Source organism: Nostoc sp. FACHB-280 (assembly GCF_014697615.1).
In the GTDB taxonomy this organism is placed as follows: domain Bacteria; phylum Cyanobacteriota; class Cyanobacteriia; order Cyanobacteriales; family Nostocaceae; genus Nostoc_B.
Genome location: NZ_JACJSD010000023.1, coordinates 69,882 through 88,701 on the forward strand (window position 1 = coordinate 69,882; position 18,820 = coordinate 88,701).

An 18,820-nucleotide genomic window follows, 5' to 3' on the forward strand; every position below is an offset into this window, starting at 1 on the left:
GGTAGCCATTAGCTAGTGTTTGCGTTAGTCATAATGCTACCTGAGCCTGTGTTGGCAAAGATGAAACATACCCTTTCTGTTCTGGTAGAAGACGAAGCGGGTGTTCTTTCCCGCATTTCTAGTTTGTTTGCCCGCCGTGGCTATAACATAGAAAGCCTTGCTGTTGGTCAAGCTGAACAGGGAGGAGTCTCCCGCATTACAATGGTTGTCGCTGGTGACGATCGCATAATCGAGCAAATCACCAAGCAACTATATAAGCTGGTCAACGTCCTCAAAGTTCAGGATATTACGGAAACTCCTTGTGTAGAGCGAGAGTTGATGCTTTTGAAGGTGAATGCGAATAGCAGCCACCGTTCTGAAGTCATTGAACTGGCTCAGATTTTCCGAGCGCGAGTTGTAGATGTCGCTGAAGATTCCCTCACTTTAGAAGTGGTGGGAGATCCTGGAAAAATGGTAGCTATTGTCCAAGTGCTACAAAAATTTGGTCTTAAGGAAATAGCCCGGACTGGTAAAATCTCTCTGACTCGTGAATCTGGTGTGAATACTGAGTTACTCAAGTCTTTGGAAGCCAAGGTCTAATTTTCTGCGATCGCATTGCTGTGTACTTGGTAGCTTAAATAATCAAACTACCCCAAAAATTATCGCAGCTATTACCCCGACAATTTGGCGGGGTTTTTTCATGATTTAGGTCAAAAGAGGTAGGGTAGCGAGGAGAATATTTCCCAATTCCCCCTGCTCCCTGCTCCTTGTCCTCTTCTCTCTGCCACAATATTATTCGGTGTATTTTCTACTGAAGTACCTGGACTATGAATCTTTTTTTATAGTTGCTCACGGAATTTTTTCGTAAATATCTTTGTATTTAAGTTAACATTTTAATAAAAAAATTACTTAAATAAGTATAGTTGAATCAGCAATAGCTAGTATAACTACTTAAATTACTTTTAACGTAAACACATAAAGTTCACACAATCAACACAAATTCACGGTAGTCATTGATGAAATTTTCACTAAACTCTGTCTGTAACGACTGTGATGACGAATGAATCCAAAGCAGTTAAACTGTTTTGCAAGAGATTAGAGATTAGGTAAAGAGCTGAAGTTGTAAGATATCAGCTTTTTAAATAGGGTTAGAGTTCAGTAATCTACATAGAAAACCGTAGCAGTTCCCCTACGGTTTTTTTATTATGTGAAATATTGCGTGAAAAGACTTAAGTTTGCTTGGTTTTAAATGTATTAAAAAAGGCAATTTGATAGCTAAAAACAGCGCAATTCTGCACACAAATATATTTGTCTAAACAAATTATCCAGTGATTTTACCGCACCAAAAATCAAGAAAGTATGAATAAAAAAGAATATATAGTTCAACAAATTTACAGTCTATGTTTTTAAAGAGCTTTGGTGGCGTTGTAGTAGCAATGACATTGTTAGTAGGTAATACAGCTATTGCTCAAACTACTGATACCCAGTTAGCGTTTCATATACAAGTAGGCTCTGATAATGATGGTAATCCAATTATTTTAGATGCAGGATCGGTGCAAGGAAGTGAATATACGATCTTGCAAAAACAAGGTAATGGTATAACAAAAACTACTTTTCGTGCCTCTTGTGCTGAGGGGCGCTTGTTTTCTGAAACAGCTGCTAACTACAGTGCAGATGGCCAGTTAATTAGCGAGAAACCAACTAAGCAAGAATTTACACCCCAACCTGGAACTCCCGAAGCTAATTCGATGGAGATTGTTTGTCAAACCGCCAGTAAAGAAGGTAATCAGTAAGCATCCATAAAATGAAACTTTTCCGAGATTTCATCAGTCTGAGGTTTCAAATTCTGTAATAAAAATATCAATGTCATCTTCTAATCAGGGTATTCCTGGATTACCTGATCTGACTCATCCAATAGAACTACTCCAGTTTGGCAACCAACTGCTCAAAGCCTCAATTTTATTAGTTTTTTTAGTGATAGCTTTGGGTGTGGCGATCGCACTAATGAGTTTCGCCTTGCGTCGCCATCAGCAAGAAAATGTAATTTTTCTTGATCAGTGGGTGGTGCATTACTCCCAAATTTTACGGGGGTTACAACACCTCACCTTGGTATTAGTTCTATTGGTAGTCGGATTTTTTCTTTGTTCAACTTTAGGTAATCGCTATCATCACTGGGAACAAGCCAAGGTTGTGCAAGTTGCTCAAACAGTGGATGGGGATAAATTAGAACAAGTTGCACCCCAAGTCCGCTATGTAATTCAAGAGCCATTCACCTATAACAACCAAGTCAACGGCAAAATCGTCAAGGTCAATGATACAAGGGAAGTTACCCGGTTTTTGGCCTTGGCAGGCTCGCAGATTCAAGTCAAACTTGAGCAGAACACAGATGTGCAAGGTCGTAGCGCGGTTTATCGCATAGATTACAGCGCAGATTATAAAGTCGTCAATCGGCTCAAAGATAATCAAAGTTTTTTCTTTGAAGCACCACCACCCGACGGCTATTCACTACTGGCTAACTACAAAGTCGAACGTTCCGGGACTCGACTGGAACCGCCTAACCCTGGCGACTACGCATTTCCCTTTCGTTTGTCACCGGGAGAAACTGCTAACTTTCGCGTTACCTATCAAGCTCAAAGTGGGCCGCGTTGGGTTTACAATGCTACGGGACAAATGCTGACCAATTTTCGCCTGACAGCAACTGCGAATTTTGCGCCTGTGGAATTTGCGAGTGGGATTGTACCTAACGAAATTAAAGCTGATGGTCGTAGCACTCAGTATAGTTGGATATTCAATGACAATGTTGCGGTAAAAAATCCCTTTGGAGTTTTTACTAACACCGCACCTATCCGTAATACTGGGATTATACCTAGGTTGTTATTATTAGCACCAGCAATATTTCTCTGGTGGATCTTGCTGTTATATTTATCAGTACCCATGAGCTTGAAAAATGTGGCGATCGCCTCTGGGATGTTTTTCGCCTGCATTTTAACCTTGACCTACCTGGCTCGCTTCATGAATCCTGAACTAGCCTGGACAATGATTTCCCTCATCTTTCTCACACTGAGTTGGGGATTAGGCTCAAACCGCATCGCTGCTATTGCAGTTATCATCTGTTCAATTGCTGGGGCGGTGTTACCTGTGTTTGGATTGTTAGTTCCATTTAGTGGTTTAACCTTAAGTGGAGCAGCTTTGTTGTCAGCAGTGTGGTTAGCAGTTCGTCACTGGTATAGCTGGTACAGTTTTCCTATAGAAGACAGGGTGAAGTAACTGCCAAAGATTGCTAGAACCATTTCTAATCAATAAGTATCTTCAAGATTTTTCCAAAATTTCCTAGCAAAACACTTGACACTCACCCACCTCCGACTGCTATATTAACAGAGGTGAAGCGATGGGGCGTCGCCAAGTGGTAAGGCAGCGGGTTTTGGTCCCGCCATCCCTAGGTTCGAATCCTAGCGCCCCAGTAATTGAAAGGGTAGATTTATCTACCTTTTTTTTATGTTTAAAATTGCTGACTGGCTTTTATTCAGGCTAAGACTTTTTACTGATGTGATGTCTTTCAGCAACTTTAGCTTTTATATTTGTACCATCAGCTTCTCACTAGTCTCCTTTATTTTTAGATATTTTTAACTTGATTCAAATCAGTTCTTAAATATCTGCTGTCATCCTGAGTTTGATTGATCATCCAGGGTGAGAAAAGATGATTGGGAAAAAAGTTTTGCTGATGGCGATGGGGATGATGGTAGCAATTGCCCTTGGGACTTTAACAGATTTGAAAGGAGTTGCCCAAACTCCCACAGATTTGGATTTAGCGGCTTATCACGCGCCAATTCACTATCAAAATACCGATAGTACCAAATTACGCGATCGCGGATACACTTCCAGTCATCTTCCTTTTGCCCCCTCATATTCTCAAAAATGGATAAATTCGAGCTTAGTTAACATCAACATCAAATTTAGTTGCAACTATCTTCATTTCCAATGTATGCGGACTCTTAAATGAAAGTTGTGCGTTAGCTTTTTGACAAGCCTGCATAGTTTTGACGTGTTCCATTTCATCATCTCGAATTGCCACAAACACATCATAAAGATTTTCGATTGTAGGGCGGCGTTCGGCGGGTGTATGAGATGTTTGAAACTCATCAAACATATATAAATCGCCGTCACGATAGTAACGGATTGAGATAACTGGTGGTGTTTGTGCTTTTAATTCAACCTCGTTTGCTGTCAAGAATTTGTGATAGCTGATGTATGCGTGTTTTTCTACCAATTCCATAAAATGATAGGCAGAACGAGGCTTAATGAAATACAAAAAAGTGATAATCCAGTAATAGATTAATGCTGTGGTTTTTGCTAAGATTCTATCTCCCCAAAATGCGTCTCCACCCAAGGATTCCATAATCAATAGGTGATGGAGTTCATTCCAGGATTCGGCAAAATGAACCTTCAGCCAATCAGCTTTGCGCCATAATCCCAAAGTTTCGTACAGATGCAACACCGAGAGATAAGAAAAGTAAGGGACACGCGCTACGGTTTCTAAAACATAAAAGCGAGGATAAGGGCGATCGCGATAAATAGTATTGATGACGAATACTAAAATACTCACAAGTAAGCGAATCATAGCCGTCTCCATGTGTGCTTGCAAGAAAAGGAGTCGTGAGCATACCTAATTTCGTGATATCACCCGTAAAATTTCTTATAAAGCTAAAATTTGAGGAACTTGTGAGGAATAGTGAAATTGAAGCCTAGTAAAATGCGATCGCATTGATTTGACTCAACTGATAGCATATATCAAAAACTGTTTTAAAGTTCAGATCCCCGACTTCTTGAAGAAGTCGGGGATCTTGTTTCTCATGGCTAAATGTCAACCTACTTGTCAGAGTTTGGCGCGAACTACTGGATAAGGGAACAGCCGCTTAAATCCTTCCTGACGTTCTGCTACTGTTTCAGGGGCAACATCCCACAAGCTTTCATAATAGAAAAAGGCTACACCTAAACCCCGTTCTTGAACAGCCCGTACCTGAGCCTTAATTTGTTGCATTGGGACTGGGTTATTGCGTAACCCGGCCATAATTCCGATTCCGGTAGGAATTTTTTGTTGTGCTTCTTGAATTTCGCCACGTCCGATATTGGCGATAAAACTTTGCAGATTAGGACGATAAACTTGCACAATTAGCTCATCTACAATATTTTGTCTGATCCAAGCCAGCCAATCTTGCAGATGGAACTTGTAAGCAAAGTCATAATAATTTGGTGAAACCGAGAAAATTGCATCGGGTTTTCTGGCTTTTACTGCTTGGTTGAGTCTTACCATGAAAGCGGTAATTTTATCTGCCCGCCACTTTACCCAAGCTGAATCATTAGGGTTTGCAGGGGGATTGTTTTTGGTTTCTTGAGTATATAAAGCTACCGTATATTTGTCATAACCAAATTCATGGGGCAAACTCATGTGGTCGTCAAACTGAATACCATCCGCATCATATTGGGTGACGACTTCTAGTACCAAGTTGGTGATGAACTGCTGTACTTGGGGATGGAAAGGGTTCAACCAGACAACTTCACCCGCCGCGCTGATAGAAGTTTCGCTACCATTGCGCTTTTGCGTTAACCACTCTGGATGATTTAATGCTAACTCGGATGTTGGCGGAGCCATAAACCCAAACTCGAACCAGGGTATAGCTAATAAACCTTGACGATGGGCTTGATTAATTAAGTCTGCGAGGATATCTTGCCCCTCTAAACCACGGGTAATAAAAGGTTGAATACCTGCACTTTGGGCGGTTGCACTCGGATACATTGCATAACCAGAGTTCCACACCACAGGATAGATAGTGTTGAAGTTGAGGCGTTGTAGGTGTTTTACAGCTTCCTGCACCTTGGCGCGATCGCGCAGAACATTAAAATCATTGTTAGTCATCCACACACCGCGAATTTCTTGGCGTGGTAGTTGTGCGATCGCTGGTTTTAAACCATCTACTACCAATACTGCCACGAAAGAGACCAACATCAGCACAGGCACCAGCCGTTTTAGCTTGCGCCCCAAACCTGGGAAAGTAAAGAGTTTCATCGGGTTGAATGATTTGTCACCTACCCACTCACGCCATCGCTGGTTTTTGTGATGGAATTTATTAGCCATATAGCCTTGAAGTATTCGTGTTTACTAGAGGAATGGTTAATTGGTAGTTGTTCATTCAATGCTGCACATCGAACTTCTGCACCGGAGAAACTCAGATAGAATTCATACCGTCAATTCAAGATGACGTAATCAGTATCCATTAGTGTCCAATATACATTGCTTCTAACCGTTAGTTTACCAAGTCTTTATTTTACATGGCATAGCTGAAATTATTACCAATTATTACTGATAATATAGTGTATTATTAATAACCTGAGATGCCAAAAACGGGCGATGATACTGTGTTAAATTACAATCGACCACAGCAATAATACTGAGATTAATGTTGAATTAGAAAATTGCTGTGATGAATTCTAGTTAGCTGGTATGCAATCACCAATGACTCAGGAAGGACTTTACAGGTGGTGATGAAATATGAGAGATGTTTGAGCTTAGTCTGAAATTTATCATCCCTCAATATTTCCATCCAGGCAACTGCTTTCCACCTGAGACTGTTGTTAATCGGCTAATTCTGTGACAATGATTAACAATAAGCCAGAATACTTAATCTCAGCTACCCATGAGCCAGAGTTCTCAAACCCCACCTTTAGCACGCAAACCGCAGCCATTTAATTGGTTATACGCTTTTTGGAAGTTTTCTCGTCCACACACAATTATTGGCACAAGTCTGAGTGTTTTGGGTTTATATTTTATTGCCATTGCCATTAGTCATCGAGTTGATTCCCTATTGCCAATTTCCAATTCCCTTTCGCCAGTTTTAGGTGCATGGATAGCTTGCTTGTGTGGCAATGTTTACATTGTCGGCTTAAATCAGCTAGAAGATGTAGAGATAGATAAAATTAATAAGCCGCATTTACCACTAGCATCTGGGGAATTTTCTCGCCGTTTAGGACAATTTATAGTTATAACTACGGGGATTTTAGCTTTAGTAATTGCCTGGTTAAATGGCCCATTTTTGTTTGGGATGGTAGCATTAAGCTTGGCAATCGGTACAGCTTATTCTTTACCACCAATTCGCTTGAAACAGTTTCCATTTTGGGCAGCACTGTGCATTTTCTCGGTACGTGGAACAATTGTGAATTTGGGTTTATTTTTGCATTTTAATTGGGTACTGCAAAGCAACGAATTAATTCCGCCAGCCGTGTGGGTACTGACGATATTTATCTTGGTGTTTACCTTTGCGATCGCGATTTTTAAAGACATCCCTGATATCGAAGGCGATCGCCTTTACAATATCTCTACTTTTACAATTCAACTCGGCACGCAATCTGTATTTAACTTAGCACTTTGGGTACTCACCCTCTGCTATTTGGGGATGATGTTGGCGGGTGTATTGCGGCTAGAAGCTGTCAACTCAGCATTTTTGGTGATTACCCACTTAGTATTGCTGTGTGGGATGTGGTTTCGCAGTTTAACGGTAGACTTACAAGATAAACGTGCGATCGCCCAATTTTATCAATTCATTTGGAAACTCTTTTTCTTAGAATATTTAATATTCCCCATCGGTTGTTTGTTGGCTTAACACAATGCTAGACACCCCTCCAGTAATTGATATTCTTGCCACGTTGGTAGTGATTGCGAGTGTTTTCCTACTGATTTATTTTGCTGTGAAAACCTTAATCACCTCCAACTACTTTCAAAAAGGCATCAATCTTTATCAGCAAAAAGACTATGCAGGTGCAGAAGCAGAGTTTCGCAAAGTGATTGCTATCAACTCTACTAATGATGTCGTGCGCCTATTTTTAGGAGATGTTATATATCAGCAAGATAGAATTTCCGAAGCCACAGAATTATTCCAAGAAGTTATTCGCCGCAGTCCCAAAAACCCCGAAGCTTACTTGCGCCTAGCCAATGTGTTAATGCAGCAAAATCAACCAGAAGCAGCTAAAACTAATCTGCAAACAGCCCAAAAGTTATTTCAAAAACGTCAACCAGAAAAAGCCCAAAAAGTTGCTCAGTTATTGGCAAAAATCAATGCTAAATCAACTTGAGATTGATTAATCATTTTAAATTGAGTTTCTATGGTTCATGGCGGATAGCTTGAATAAATTGCTGTACAGCATCATACTGGTCAGGTATGGCAATATACTGTAGCAGTAAACTGGGGTCTAAATTAGGAAAAAAGCCACTTATTTCTACTTCCTCATATTCACCCTGTTCGCTCAGGCGAAATATTTTGATAGAGTTAGATTTCCAAAACCAAACTTCTGGTACTTTTTTAGGTTTATATAACTCTTTTCTGTTAATAGTTCCACTGGTGATGATAACTTCAATAACTATGTCTGGGACTTCTTTTTTTGTTCCAATGCTATATGATTCATCTGGTGTACCTGAAGCATATCCAGGTTCTTCTAAAGTGTAGCCACCGCGACCATAAAAACGTATACCCAACTCTCTCATGTAAGCTTCTAATAAATAACCGAGAGTTCTTTTCACATATTCATGTTCTTCACCAATTGGAGACATAATTTCTAACATTCCTGATAAATAAGACAATCGCACATTGTGGTTATCCAATAGCTGGGCTTCAATTCCTTTAAACTGCTCCCAAGAAACATCTTTGAGAGTTATCAGTTTTTCTTCTGCGGACTGTTCTACAAGTGGGATACTCATATCAACACTTCCTTAAAAAACTAAATTAGAAGGAGCATACCTTAACAAAACCTTCTGTAAATAGTAAGGTTATTTCTTGAGGATTAAGGATTTCGTCTTTGCCGAAGCAATTTATCTGTATATGAATTATTCTACGATCGCTAACTCATCCCTAATTATCTTGCCTTCTGTGATGAAATTTTTCTGCCCGATCGCATTAATCTCAGATCATGACTAAACAACAAGGCAAAGTATACCTCGTCGGTGCAGGGCCGGGAGATGTGGCGTACCTGACGGTTAAGGCTTATCATCTCTTGGCTGTGGCTGAGGTGCTGGTCTACGATGCTCTGGTGGATGAGCAATTGTTAAACTGTGTACCTGCTCATTGTTTAAGATTAGATGTGGGTAAGCGTGGTGGTAAACAGAGTACAACCCAAGGGGAAATTAACAAATTATTGGTGCAGCACTGTCAAGCTGGTCAACAAGTTGTCAGGTTAAAATCAGGCGACCCATTTATTTTTGGGCGTTGTACTTCGGAAATTGAAGCTTTAAAAGCAGCAGGTTGTGAATTTGAAGTTATACCGGGAATTTCCTCCGCTTTAGCCGCGCCGTTGTTTGCGGGAATTCCATTAACAGATGCGGCGATGAGTCGGTGTTTTGCTGTGTTTACCGCCCATGAACCAGATACTTTGGACTGGGAGGCGCTGTCAAGGTTAGAGACTTTGGTAATCTTGATGGGTGGACAACATTTGCCAGAAATCATACATCAATTATTGCGGCGTAAGCGATCGCGCCTTACCCCCATTGCTATTATCCGTTGGGCAGGAACGCCGAATCAACAAGTTTGGACTGGTCAATTAAACAATATCCTCGAAAAAATCACTGGGTTATCACTCTCGCCAGTGGTAATTGTGATTGGTGAAGTGGTCAGGCTGCGGCAGTACTTACAATCTGAGAAAATAAATTCTGAGGATTTCACTACAGCAACTATTCCTAGTCTGACAACTATGTCCAACCACCTCCCCCTCGCTGGAAAAACTATCTTAGTCACTCGTTCTGTGGGACAGTCGAGCGAATTTAGCGATCGCCTCCAGGCGGTTGGTGCTAAAGTCATTGAAATGCCAGCTTTAGAAATTGGCCCGCCTTCCAGTTGGGCAGATTTAGATCATGCGATCGCTAGTTTATCTGACTTCGACTGGTTAATTCTCACTTCTACCAATGGTGTGGAATACTTTTTTGCCAGATTAACAGCATTGGGTAAAGATTCTCGCGCTTTAGCTAATGTTAAAATTGCCGTTGTTGGTGAAAAAACAGCCCAATCTCTCAAACAACAAGCACTCAAACCAGATTTTATTCCACCTAACTTTGTAGCCGATTCTTTAGTAGAACATTTTCCCGAAACCTTGTCTGGTAAAAAGATTTTATTTCCCAGAGTTGAAACAGGTGGGCGAGAAATCTTAGTCAAAGAATTAACCGCCAAAGGTGCAGAAGTTATCGAAGTTGCAGCTTATCAATCTTGTTGTCCTAGTGGTATTCCTGAATCAGCCAAGTTAGCCCTACAAAATCATCAAGCAGATATTATTACCTTTGCCAGTTCTAAAACTGTGCAGTTTTTCTGTCAAATTATCGATCGCACATTTGCGAATCATGCTGTTATCAATTTACAGGATGTTTGCATTGCTTCCATCGGCCCTCAAACTTCCAAAACTTGTCAAGCTTTATTTGGCCGAGTAGATGTGGAGGCTGAAGAATATACCTTAGAAGGACTCACTCAAGCTTTGGTGAAATGGGCGGCGGGAAGTGGGGAGTTTTGATGGTTATAGCTAGAGGGAGACAAGGGGGACAAGGAAGACAAGGGAGACAAGGAAGACAAGGAAGACAAGGAAGACAAGGGAGATACAATCCTTGTGAGTAAATAACTGGGATAATCTATTTTTGGTTTACCCCAGGAGAAAGATTACTTTTATACAAGTTGGAAAAATTGGTTAGGGGTTTACTTCTTCTCGATACCATTCTTGATTTTCACCAAGCTGATAAATAGTTCTATTTTGTGGTTCGCCGCGCAATTCTAAATGATCAACCTGTACGGGATCAAGTAATAGCAAGCAAAAATTGACAACTGGTTGTAAAGGATCGGGTGCTGGTGGTGTAAACGCCTCTGGGGTTGTGTCTCTGGGTTTACCAGGATGGGGCCAAGCAAATTGTAACCGGGCTGCATCGCTGAGGGCTTGCCAAGTAGCCAGTCTGGCTGATTGCAGTAAAGAATCATTACTATCTACCAAAGTTAAGCCGCCAGCAATGCGAAACTGTTCGCGGGTGTTGGGGAAATACCAGCAGGCTTCCGCCCAAGGTTGAGATTTTATTTGGTCAATTTTATCGCTACGGGTGTCAGTAATAAATTTTAGCTGATTGGTATCGTTGAGAAAGTCACGAAAGACTACAGTCCGATTAGCAGGACGATGATCTGCCCGGATTGTCGCCAATTGTAGGTAACGAGAGTATATCAGACTACGGTTGCGATGCAGGGCGCGAGCGATCGCACTTCGCCAAGGAGCAAGGGACATTATGTAGTTTCGTTGCAATTGGTACAGCTACAGACGTAGCGCAAAGTGGAAAATTTTGCAATCTTTTATCCTCAACCTACTTGGCGTATAGTCGTAATCTATTCAAAACCAACAAGACTGGATTATGGTTCGAGAGCTTGAAAACAAAAACCCGAATTTACTAATTCAACAAGCGCCTAACTCCATAAACGAAAACCCCTTGGTTGTAATACATAACCAAGAGGGCAATAAACAAATCTATTTCAACCTTACTATTATGCAAGACAAAGGACTCAATCAGGCTGAAATTTTTCAGTCATTTACCACTCCTACCAGACAGTACACAAACTTAAGCCCTACTTCGCCAAGCAATTCACCATCCCCTGATGTTGCAAACCTACCTATACTACTGAGCAACGGAGGAGTGGCAGTAGCAGTGATTATTGCAATGGCTTGCTTTAGCAAGATACAGATGAAGTCGGTTTCAGAGCTTTTGAAAGCTATCAATCAAAATAAAAAGTAGCTTTGATTCAGAGGGGAGAATTACTTTCCGATTCTTAATCAATAAATCTTTGAGAATCAAGGACAAGAATTTTCCCCCAAGCAAGCTGTAACCCTTGGTACTTATTCCACTTACTTTTTCAACAAACAATAGTTTTATGTATGCAGGTAAAAAGTGACTTTGCTTTATACTTCCATCACTCTATAAGTTATACCAGTTCACGAAAAAAATGATACAAATTCACAGTTTTTTTATTCGTTCCCCTTGCCCCCTGCTCCCTGCTCCCCTGCGGTCTATTTGTATCAAACTTAAAGTGAAACGGTATTACATACTGAAAACAATTACAACATAGTCATATCGATTTATGAGTTAGAAAAATGATTATACACCATAAGTTTATGTTGTAATTTGTATTCTGATTACATAGCGTAAAGTGTACATTTTTTCAATCTTTTATCCTCAACTCACTTGGCGTATAGTCGTAATCTGTTCAAAACCAACAAGACTGGATTATGGTTCGAGAGCTTGAAAGAAAACGTCAGGGTGTTAAGTTTCCCGAAACTGCGCCAGCAGCCAATCCTGTATTTTTCAGGACTTATAGCCGCCGGACGGGAGTAGGATTAAGAGAATCGTGGGATGAAGTGTGCGATCGCACCATCCAAGGTTTAATCGAACTAGGTAAGCTCAACTCAGAAGAAATTGCCCTCCTAGAAAAAACCCAACACCAACTCAAAGCATTACCTAGCGGCCGCTGGCTGTGGGTAGGCGGTACAGATTGGATAAACAAACCCAAGAACTTCTCCGGCGGGTACAATTGCACCTCCACTAATCTCCAAGACTGGAAAGCCTTCGGTTTAATGATGGACTTGGCTATGATGGGCTGCGGTACAGGAGCCATCATCGAACCCCAGTATATTAATCAACTGCCTGCCATCCGCAATCGCCTCAATATTACTGTAAAAGGCGAAATTGGCAGCACTCCAAAAAACTTACGTCGTGAATTTACACAAACCGATATAGAAGGCAACCGCGTTACCATTCATGTTGGTGATAGCCGCGAAGGTTGGGTTGCATCTTATCAAACTTTGTTGGAACTCTCCACAGACGAAAGATTTACAAGTGAAGTAGAAGTATTTGTGGATATCAGCGATGTTCGTCAAGCCGGAGAAACCCTCAACGGTTTTGGCGGTGTTGCCAATCCTGTAAAACTGCCTGGATTGTATCAACGTTGTGCTGACATCTTAAATAAAGCTTTAGGCAGAAAATTAAATTCTGTAGAATGCTGCTTATTAATTGATGAAGCGGCTGTAACAATTGTTGCGGGTAACATCCGGCGCTGTCTGCCAGAAGATGCTTTGGTTCATACATCTAAAGGTCTTGTACCAATTCGTGATGTAAAAGTTGGTGACTTAGTACAGACTCCTTTAGGATTTCGGCAAGTTGTTGATAAATTTGACCAAGGGTTTCAAGATGTTTATGAAATAGAAACCAATGGTACTTATCCCAGAGCTACTTTAAACCATAGACAAGCAGTGATGGCAGATGCTAAAGGCGGCATTGTCTGGAAATACATTGCTAGTTTAGCTGAAGGCGATCGCCTGCTACACAATACTCAAGTCTTACCCGGTACAGTTACTCATTTGCCTTCAGATTTTACTCAAACTCGACCTTCACATAGCCGTACAGCCAAATCTTTTGTAGTTCCAGAACTCACCTCTGAAGTAGCTTGGCTAATTGGGTTAACCCACGGTGACGGCTATGTAGCTATTGGTCGCAATAAATACGGTAAGCCCTACGGTCGTGTTGAATGGGCAATGAACAGTTTAGATATTGAAGTCACAGCTAGAATTCAAGCTAAACTTGATGCGGCTTTGGCTTTATTTGGCTTAACAGCCTCTCATGGCATTATCAAAGGTGAAAATACTGCCAAGTCAATTTGTTCATCTATTCGTCTAGCTGAATATTTCCATCGCTACATTAAGCAACCCAATATCCCCTTAGTAGTTCCTGATTTTATCTTGCAGGGTTCAGTGGACATTCGCGCCGCTTACTTAGCTGGTTTAATGGATAGTGACGGAGGAGTTAATAACCGACCTCCTTACCTACTAACTTCAGTTTATCGGTCATTTATTAGACAAGTTGGTGCAGTTTTATCCAGTTTAGGAATTGCTGGTAGGCTTACCACCAGTCGTCCCCAAGAAGAAGGTTGGCAAGTTAAGTACAACTTGACAATCCCAGCCTTAAAAGAACGTTACAACTCTTTGATTGCACCTCATTCAGCTAAAGGAAAACTGCGCCAAGGCTTGAAGATGTATGGTTTCACCGTTCCTGGTGTCATCATGCGCGAAGCTTACACTTACAGCGAAATGCGCGAGATGGGATTCCAAGGTTCTCGCACTGTAGATGCCAATTATGAACGCTATATCGCTGAAGCTGATATTTCATTAGATATTCCCGTCACTGTTAAAGGGTTGGGTAGCTATGATTACGTTCAAACTTATGACATTGAAGTTGAAGAAGCTCATTGTTTTTACTGCGATGGCTACTTAACACATAACAGTGCGGGTATGCGTCAGTTTACTGCTGACGATGAACTAGGGGCTAATGCTAAAGATAACCTCTGGCAGCAAGATGAAAACGGTAACTGGCGCATTGATCCTGAACGCGATGCTTTACGTATGGCGAACCATACAAGAGTATTTCACCGCAAGCCAACCTTAGAAGAATCGATCGCAGCTGTTCAGAAACAATATTACAGTGGCGAAGGTGCAATTCAATGGGCTGGTGAAGCTGTTGCTAGAGCTAACATTGATTTGCTTTCTACTCAAGCATTGAAAAAAGAGTTCTTGCAAGCTTATGAGCAGGGAACTGCTAAAGACTGGTTGCAACAAAAATATCCTTATATTAATGCTAATGAGTTAGAACATCGTTTAGCTCGTTTTGGGCTTAATCCATGTGGAGAAATTATTGGTAGCAACTTCCACTGCAATTTATCTGAGATTCATCTCAATCAAATTGACCCATTTAACTACAAAGAACAAGAGGAAGCTTTCACGGCTGGGGCGTTATCTGTAGCCACACTTTTAAACCATAAATTTTTGGAGCCGCGCTATCAATATAGTCGGGAATTAGACCCAATTGTTGGAGTTTCTTTTACTGGCTTATTTGATTTCTTTGTCCATGCTTTTGGTGTGGACTGGTTGCGCTGGTGGGCAGAAGGCAGACCTGCAACTCCCCAAGGGTTAGCATTTAAACACCAAGAAGAAAAATATCTCAGCTTTTGGAGAGAAGTAGTACACAAAGCAGTGTGGGATTATTGCGATCGCCATAATCTCAAACGTCCAAATCGTTGTACTACAGTTCAACCCAGCGGTACTAAATCTCTGTTATCTGGCGCGAGTTCTGGTTGGCACCCACCCAAAGCCCAAAGATTTATTCGCCGCATCACTTTCCGCAAAAATGACCCCGTAGCCTTAGCTTGTATTGACTACGGTTACAATGTCATTCCCTCCCAATCCGATAAGGACGAACAGGGTAACTTATTAAACGATCCCTTCGATCCCCGCGTCAGTGAATGGCTAGTAGAAATTCCTGTGGCTGTCCCTTGGGCTGATTTACCAGGTGCTGATCAAATTGATGTTTCTCGATTCCCCGTCTTAGCCCAATTTGATTTTGTTATGCAAGTGCAGCGCCATTACGTCACCCACAACACATCTGCTACCCTAGAACTTCGCGCTGATGAAGTGGAACCCTTGGGAACACGTATTTACGAAGCCATCCAAAATGATGAGGGCTATATCTCCGCCGCGCTGTTGGCAAGATTTGACGATTTACAATCATTCCCCCGTCTGCCATTTGAACCCATAGATAAAGCAACCTATGAACTTTTATCTCAAGAAGTGTTAGCGCGACGCAAAACCGATGACTTCTGCGCTGTTCTCAGCCGCTACGACTCTGGCGAGTTAACAGAAGCAGGCCCCAGTGGTTGCGATTCTGATAAGTGTATGTTCCCAGATCAACAACCCAACTAGGAGTAAGTTAAAAAGCAAAAGTAAAAAGGTGAAAGATTTATTTTGACTTTTGCTTTTTTACTTTTGACTTTGAATCTCACGTTACGATTGATGAAAAAGTAATAATTTTTTTTGGCACTGCCAGGAGAATTTTAATGTTTCTTGATGAATTGTCACCAATATTTAAAGAATTAACACAGCACCCAGTCTCCTTTCTCGGTGGTTTCTTCTCTGGCGTACTCAGGCTGAACCTGAAGGATGATCCTGTCAAAAGCTGGCTAGATCAACAAAGAGGCGTAACTAGCTACTCCTCATCTCCCACTGAAGCCAATAATGGCAAAGCTACAGGGCCGCAAACAATTTCCATTGAATAAATTTGCTGCTAATTGCCAATTAAATTCACCACCTTGTGCCTGCAACTTCCAACTCGTAGCTATAGGAAAGTTGCAGGTTAATTTTTGGTTTTTTAGAGTTATGTAAAGATGAATTAAGAAGCTGTATAAAAGCTGGCTTGGATTAAGTATTAAAAACTAGCAAAATCAGTAAAGACATCAGTCAATCTTAACACAAGCAATTTTTATCTAAAAAAATATAAGTTTGGCTTATTTTATGTTATTTGGGATTGTAATTTCCCATACTTTGAAAAATGTCACAATCAGTTATCATTATGAGCGTAAGCGTAAGTTCAGCCGCATGGACAGTTTAGTTGAAGTCACGCTAGCACTATGATTGCTGCGCCACAACGTTCGCCATCAATGAAAATAAATCATAAGCCACGACCCAAAATTTGTAGTTTGTTGATCTTTGTTTTCTCGCTGAACTAACCGCTGTTTGTTGACAATTACGTGATCCCACATGACTATTTACGTTGGAAATCTCTCCTACCGCGCTACTGAAGCAGACTTAAAAGCAGTATTTGCAGACTATGGCGAGGTCAAAAGAGTTGTCTTGCCTACTGATCGAGAAACAGGGCGGATGCGAGGCTTTGCTTTTGTTGAAATGGAAGAAGACGCTCAAGAAGATGCAGCCATTACTGAGTTAGATGGTGCCGAATGGATGGGTCGGCAACTCAGAGTCAACAAAGCAAAACCGCGAGAAGATAACCGACGGGATGATAATCGGCGAGGTGGTTGGGCGAAAAAACAAGAAATCTAAACTGAGGGAAAACAATAGTAGCAAATTGATTTGCTGTAATGCAAGAATTTGACTAAGAGCAATTGCAGACCTTACAAACCAGAAGTTCAATAGTTTAAATCTCTGGTTTTGAAATGTGTATACTGTAGCCTTTTTAGTCACAAATTGTTGTAATTATTCAACCATCAAAGAAAACTCTACCCGACTGTTGTGAGCTAAAAACTCAAGTCTCTCCAGCAGTCGGTTTTTTACGGCTCAGTTATAGCAATAGGAGTGTTCTTTTTCAAAACCCTGACACCCCACACCCTTACACCCTTCCCAACACCCTTGATGTGTCCTCTTACTGCGTAAGTCTTATTGGGGTAATATTGCCAACGTTGGTAGATAGCAAAAACTTGGCGTGACGGAGTTTAAGATGACTGAACCGCTTTAAGTAAATTTACCTTGTTTAGTCTTGGTCAGGGCAAGCACTTCAACAGCCAACGAGACTTTTCTGTCTTGAAACATGAGAGCAAAAATTGAGCCATTTCTTTAGTTTGTCTAAAGCCACATCAAGGTTATCAAATTACTTTTCTAAGATAGAAGCAGCAGCTATAAGTTGCTACGCATGACTTTACCCACCCAACTATTAACCAGTCACTAGGGAGAACGCCAAAATGGCTAAAGCGCCAGAATCTCTAGAGTTGCCAGTCAACGATCATACCGATAAAAGCTTGGATCGTGATTGTACGACCTTATCTCGTCATGTTCTTCAGCAACTTCAAAGTTTTTCCCCTGATGCCCAGGATTTGAGTGCGCTGATGAATCGCATTGCCCTTGCGGGTAAGTTAATTGCCCGTCACCTCAGCCGTGCAGGCTTAATGGAGGGGGTTCTCGGATTTACCGGGGATGTAAATGTCCAAGGTGAATCAGTGAAAAAGATGGATGTTTATGCCAACGATGTATTTATCTCGGTATTTAAGCAAAGTGGCTTAGTGTGCCGCCTTGCTTCCGAGGAAATGGATAACCCTTATTACATCCCAGAAAACTGTCCTATAGGTCGTTATACCTTGTTATATGACCCCATAGATGGTTCTTCCAACACTGATACCAATCTGAGTTTAGGTTCAATTTTTGCGATTCGCCAACAAGAAGGAGACGACGCTGATGGTTTAGCCAGCGATTTACTCACCAATGGCCGCAAGCAAATTGCTGCCGGCTACATACTATATGGGCCAAGCACTATGCTGGTTTATAGTATAGGTAAAGGGGTGCATTCATTTACGCTCGATCCTAGTTTGGGAGAGTTTATTCTCACTGAAGAAAATATTCGGATTCCAAACCACGGCTCAGTTTATAGTGTCAACGAAGGCAATTTCTGGCAGTGGGAAGAGTCAATTAGAGAATATGTGCGCTATGTACATCGTACAGAGGGTTACTCTGCTCGTTATAGCGGGGCAATGGTGAGTGATATTCATCGAATCCTAGTTCAAGGCGGTGTATTTCTCTACCCAGGTACAGTTCAAAAGCCAGAAGGCAAATTACGCTTACTGTATGAATCGGCACCTCTAGCTTTTTTGATTGAGCAAGCAGGTGGTCGTGCAACTACAGGATTAGTAGACATTCTAGACGTAGTGCCGAAAAAACTACACCAACGCACACCTCTAATTATTGGTAGCAAAGAGTCGGTTGCAAAAGTCGAGTCTTTTATTCAAAACGGTCACTAGTATTAGAAGTTAAAAGTCAAAAGTCAAAAGTCAAAAGTAAAGTTTATTTACTGATAACTGTTGACCATTGACCATTCATTTTTAACTGTTTCTTACTGTGAAGTTATTTTTGTCGGGGTTTACTAGTACAGGTCGGCAGAAATAAACAGACCAGAAGAAATTGCTAAAAGGCTTGTGGTATCGTTATTATTTCTTTTTCCTTTTGCCTTTTTCCTTTTGCC

At 41.2% G+C, this 18,820-nt stretch carries 16 protein-coding genes and 1 tRNA gene; 13 read left to right on the top strand and 4 right to left on the bottom strand.

All coding sequences use genetic code 11. The features are described 5' to 3' along the window. Positions 1-60: 60 nt before the first annotated feature. The 5 genes from ilvN to H6G75_RS17895 all read left to right on the top strand — a co-directional run bounded on the left by ilvN (position 61) and on the right by H6G75_RS17895 (position 3,979). Positions 61-579, top strand: a complete 519-nt coding sequence (ilvN, locus tag H6G75_RS17875; protein WP_190981359.1) for an acetolactate synthase small subunit — start codon at positions 61-63, stop codon at positions 577-579. 800 nt (positions 580-1,379) lie between these two features. Continuing rightward, the gene (locus H6G75_RS17880; protein ID WP_190981360.1) at positions 1,380-1,772 is read left to right on the top strand and encodes a hypothetical protein; all 393 of its coding nucleotides are present in this window, start codon (positions 1,380-1,382) and stop codon (positions 1,770-1,772) included. Between the two features lie 70 nt (positions 1,773-1,842). Continuing rightward, entirely contained in the window at positions 1,843-3,246 is a 1,404-nt protein-coding gene (locus H6G75_RS17885) for a hypothetical protein (protein ID WP_190981361.1), read from the top strand. Between the two features lie 122 nt (positions 3,247-3,368). Further along, a tRNA-Gln gene (locus H6G75_RS17890) sits at positions 3,369-3,440 on the top strand. Positions 3,441-3,676: 236 nt separating this feature from the next. After that, complete coding sequence (locus H6G75_RS17895; RefSeq protein ID WP_190981362.1) at positions 3,677-3,979, top strand: hypothetical protein; 303 nt, start codon at positions 3,677-3,679, stop codon at positions 3,977-3,979. On the opposite strand, the gene H6G75_RS17900 is transcribed toward H6G75_RS17895, so the two are convergent. Continuing rightward, on the bottom strand, positions 3,911-4,597 hold the full coding sequence (locus H6G75_RS17900; protein WP_190981363.1) for an alternative oxidase: 687 nt from the start codon (positions 4,595-4,597) through the stop codon (positions 3,911-3,913). The two genes, H6G75_RS17895 and H6G75_RS17900, sit on opposite strands and share 69 nt — an antisense overlap. Positions 4,598-4,852: 255 nt before the next feature. Continuing rightward, the gene (locus tag H6G75_RS17905; protein ID WP_397332259.1) at positions 4,853-6,043 is read right to left on the bottom strand and encodes a glycoside hydrolase family 10 protein; all 1,191 of its coding nucleotides are present in this window, start codon (positions 6,041-6,043) and stop codon (positions 4,853-4,855) included. Between the two features lie 628 nt (positions 6,044-6,671). Between H6G75_RS17905 and H6G75_RS17910 the strand changes: the two genes are divergently transcribed. Both H6G75_RS17910 and H6G75_RS17915 read left to right on the top strand, forming a co-directional pair. Further along, positions 6,672-7,634: a homogentisate phytyltransferase gene (locus H6G75_RS17910; protein ID WP_190981365.1), complete on the top strand. Its 963-nt coding sequence runs from the start codon at positions 6,672-6,674 to the stop codon at positions 7,632-7,634. 4 nt (positions 7,635-7,638) lie between these two features. Further along, positions 7,639-8,103, top strand: coding sequence for a M48 family metallopeptidase (locus H6G75_RS17915; protein WP_190981366.1), 465 nt, complete (start codon positions 7,639-7,641; stop codon positions 8,101-8,103). A gap of 28 nt (positions 8,104-8,131) precedes the next feature. Here the strand turns inward: H6G75_RS17915 and H6G75_RS17920 are convergent, their stop codons facing one another. Beyond that, entirely contained in the window at positions 8,132-8,725 is a 594-nt protein-coding gene (locus tag H6G75_RS17920; RefSeq protein WP_190981367.1) for a Uma2 family endonuclease, read from the bottom strand. Between the two features lie 209 nt (positions 8,726-8,934). On the opposite strand from H6G75_RS17920, the gene cobA reads away from it, so the two are divergent. Beyond that, a complete protein-coding gene (cobA, locus tag H6G75_RS17925) occupies positions 8,935-10,518 on the top strand; it encodes a uroporphyrinogen-III C-methyltransferase (protein WP_190981368.1) in 1,584 nt (527 codons plus the stop codon). Between the two features lie 171 nt (positions 10,519-10,689). Here cobA and H6G75_RS17930 read toward each other — a convergent pair whose 3' ends face one another. After that, positions 10,690-11,268, bottom strand: coding sequence for an Npun_F5749 family FMN-dependent PPOX-type flavoprotein (locus tag H6G75_RS17930; protein WP_190981369.1), 579 nt, complete (start codon positions 11,266-11,268; stop codon positions 10,690-10,692). 124 nt (positions 11,269-11,392) lie between these two features. On the opposite strand from H6G75_RS17930, the gene H6G75_RS17935 reads away from it, so the two are divergent. The 5 genes from H6G75_RS17935 (at position 11,393) to fbp (ending at position 18,599) form a co-directional block, all read left to right on the top strand. Continuing rightward, positions 11,393-11,770 (top strand): hypothetical protein, encoded by a 378-nt coding sequence (locus H6G75_RS17935; RefSeq protein ID WP_190981370.1) that lies wholly within the window; start codon positions 11,393-11,395, stop codon positions 11,768-11,770. A gap of 491 nt (positions 11,771-12,261) precedes the next feature. Then, the gene (gene nrdJ / locus H6G75_RS17940) at positions 12,262-15,780 is read left to right on the top strand and encodes a ribonucleoside-triphosphate reductase, adenosylcobalamin-dependent (RefSeq protein WP_190981371.1); all 3,519 of its coding nucleotides are present in this window, start codon (positions 12,262-12,264) and stop codon (positions 15,778-15,780) included. A 134-nt stretch (positions 15,781-15,914) separates the two neighbouring features. Beyond that, a complete protein-coding gene (locus H6G75_RS17945; RefSeq protein ID WP_190981372.1) occupies positions 15,915-16,133 on the top strand; it encodes a hypothetical protein in 219 nt (72 codons plus the stop codon). 481 nt (positions 16,134-16,614) lie between these two features. Continuing rightward, complete coding sequence (locus H6G75_RS17950) at positions 16,615-16,914, top strand: RNA-binding protein (RefSeq protein WP_190981373.1); 300 nt, start codon at positions 16,615-16,617, stop codon at positions 16,912-16,914. A 635-nt stretch (positions 16,915-17,549) separates the two neighbouring features. After that, a complete protein-coding gene (gene fbp, locus H6G75_RS17955; protein WP_190981374.1) occupies positions 17,550-18,599 on the top strand; it encodes a class 1 fructose-bisphosphatase in 1,050 nt (349 codons plus the stop codon). The last annotated feature ends 221 nt before the right edge of the window (positions 18,600-18,820 follow it).

What these genes read in the sequence shown, in the direction of transcription:
- H6G75_RS17945 (WP_190981372.1), top strand. Translation starts at nt 15,915, where the DNA reads ATGTTTCTTGATGAATTGTCACCAATATTTAAAGAATTAACACAGCAC.
- H6G75_RS17920 (WP_190981367.1), bottom strand. Translation starts at nt 8,725, where the DNA reads ATGAGTATCCCACTTGTAGAACAGTCCGCAGAAGAAAAACTGATAACT.
- H6G75_RS17915 (WP_190981366.1), top strand. Translation starts at nt 7,639, where the DNA reads ATGCTAGACACCCCTCCAGTAATTGATATTCTTGCCACGTTGGTAGTG.
- H6G75_RS17910 (WP_190981365.1), top strand. Translation starts at nt 6,672, where the DNA reads ATGAGCCAGAGTTCTCAAACCCCACCTTTAGCACGCAAACCGCAGCCA.
- H6G75_RS17895 (WP_190981362.1), top strand. Translation starts at nt 3,677, where the DNA reads ATGATTGGGAAAAAAGTTTTGCTGATGGCGATGGGGATGATGGTAGCA.
- cobA (WP_190981368.1), top strand. Translation starts at nt 8,935, where the DNA reads ATGACTAAACAACAAGGCAAAGTATACCTCGTCGGTGCAGGGCCGGGA.
- fbp (WP_190981374.1), top strand. Translation starts at nt 17,550, where the DNA reads ATGGCTAAAGCGCCAGAATCTCTAGAGTTGCCAGTCAACGATCATACC.
- H6G75_RS17950 (WP_190981373.1), top strand. Translation starts at nt 16,615, where the DNA reads ATGACTATTTACGTTGGAAATCTCTCCTACCGCGCTACTGAAGCAGAC.
- H6G75_RS17930 (WP_190981369.1), bottom strand. Translation starts at nt 11,268, where the DNA reads ATGTCCCTTGCTCCTTGGCGAAGTGCGATCGCTCGCGCCCTGCATCGC.
- H6G75_RS17900 (WP_190981363.1), bottom strand. Translation starts at nt 4,597, where the DNA reads ATGATTCGCTTACTTGTGAGTATTTTAGTATTCGTCATCAATACTATT.
- ilvN (WP_190981359.1), top strand. Translation starts at nt 61, where the DNA reads ATGAAACATACCCTTTCTGTTCTGGTAGAAGACGAAGCGGGTGTTCTT.
- H6G75_RS17905 (WP_397332259.1), bottom strand. Translation starts at nt 6,043, where the DNA reads ATGAAACTCTTTACTTTCCCAGGTTTGGGGCGCAAGCTAAAACGGCTG.
- H6G75_RS17880 (WP_190981360.1), top strand. Translation starts at nt 1,380, where the DNA reads ATGTTTTTAAAGAGCTTTGGTGGCGTTGTAGTAGCAATGACATTGTTA.
- H6G75_RS17885 (WP_190981361.1), top strand. Translation starts at nt 1,843, where the DNA reads ATGTCATCTTCTAATCAGGGTATTCCTGGATTACCTGATCTGACTCAT.
- H6G75_RS17935 (WP_190981370.1), top strand. Translation starts at nt 11,393, where the DNA reads ATGGTTCGAGAGCTTGAAAACAAAAACCCGAATTTACTAATTCAACAA.
- nrdJ (WP_190981371.1), top strand. Translation starts at nt 12,262, where the DNA reads ATGGTTCGAGAGCTTGAAAGAAAACGTCAGGGTGTTAAGTTTCCCGAA.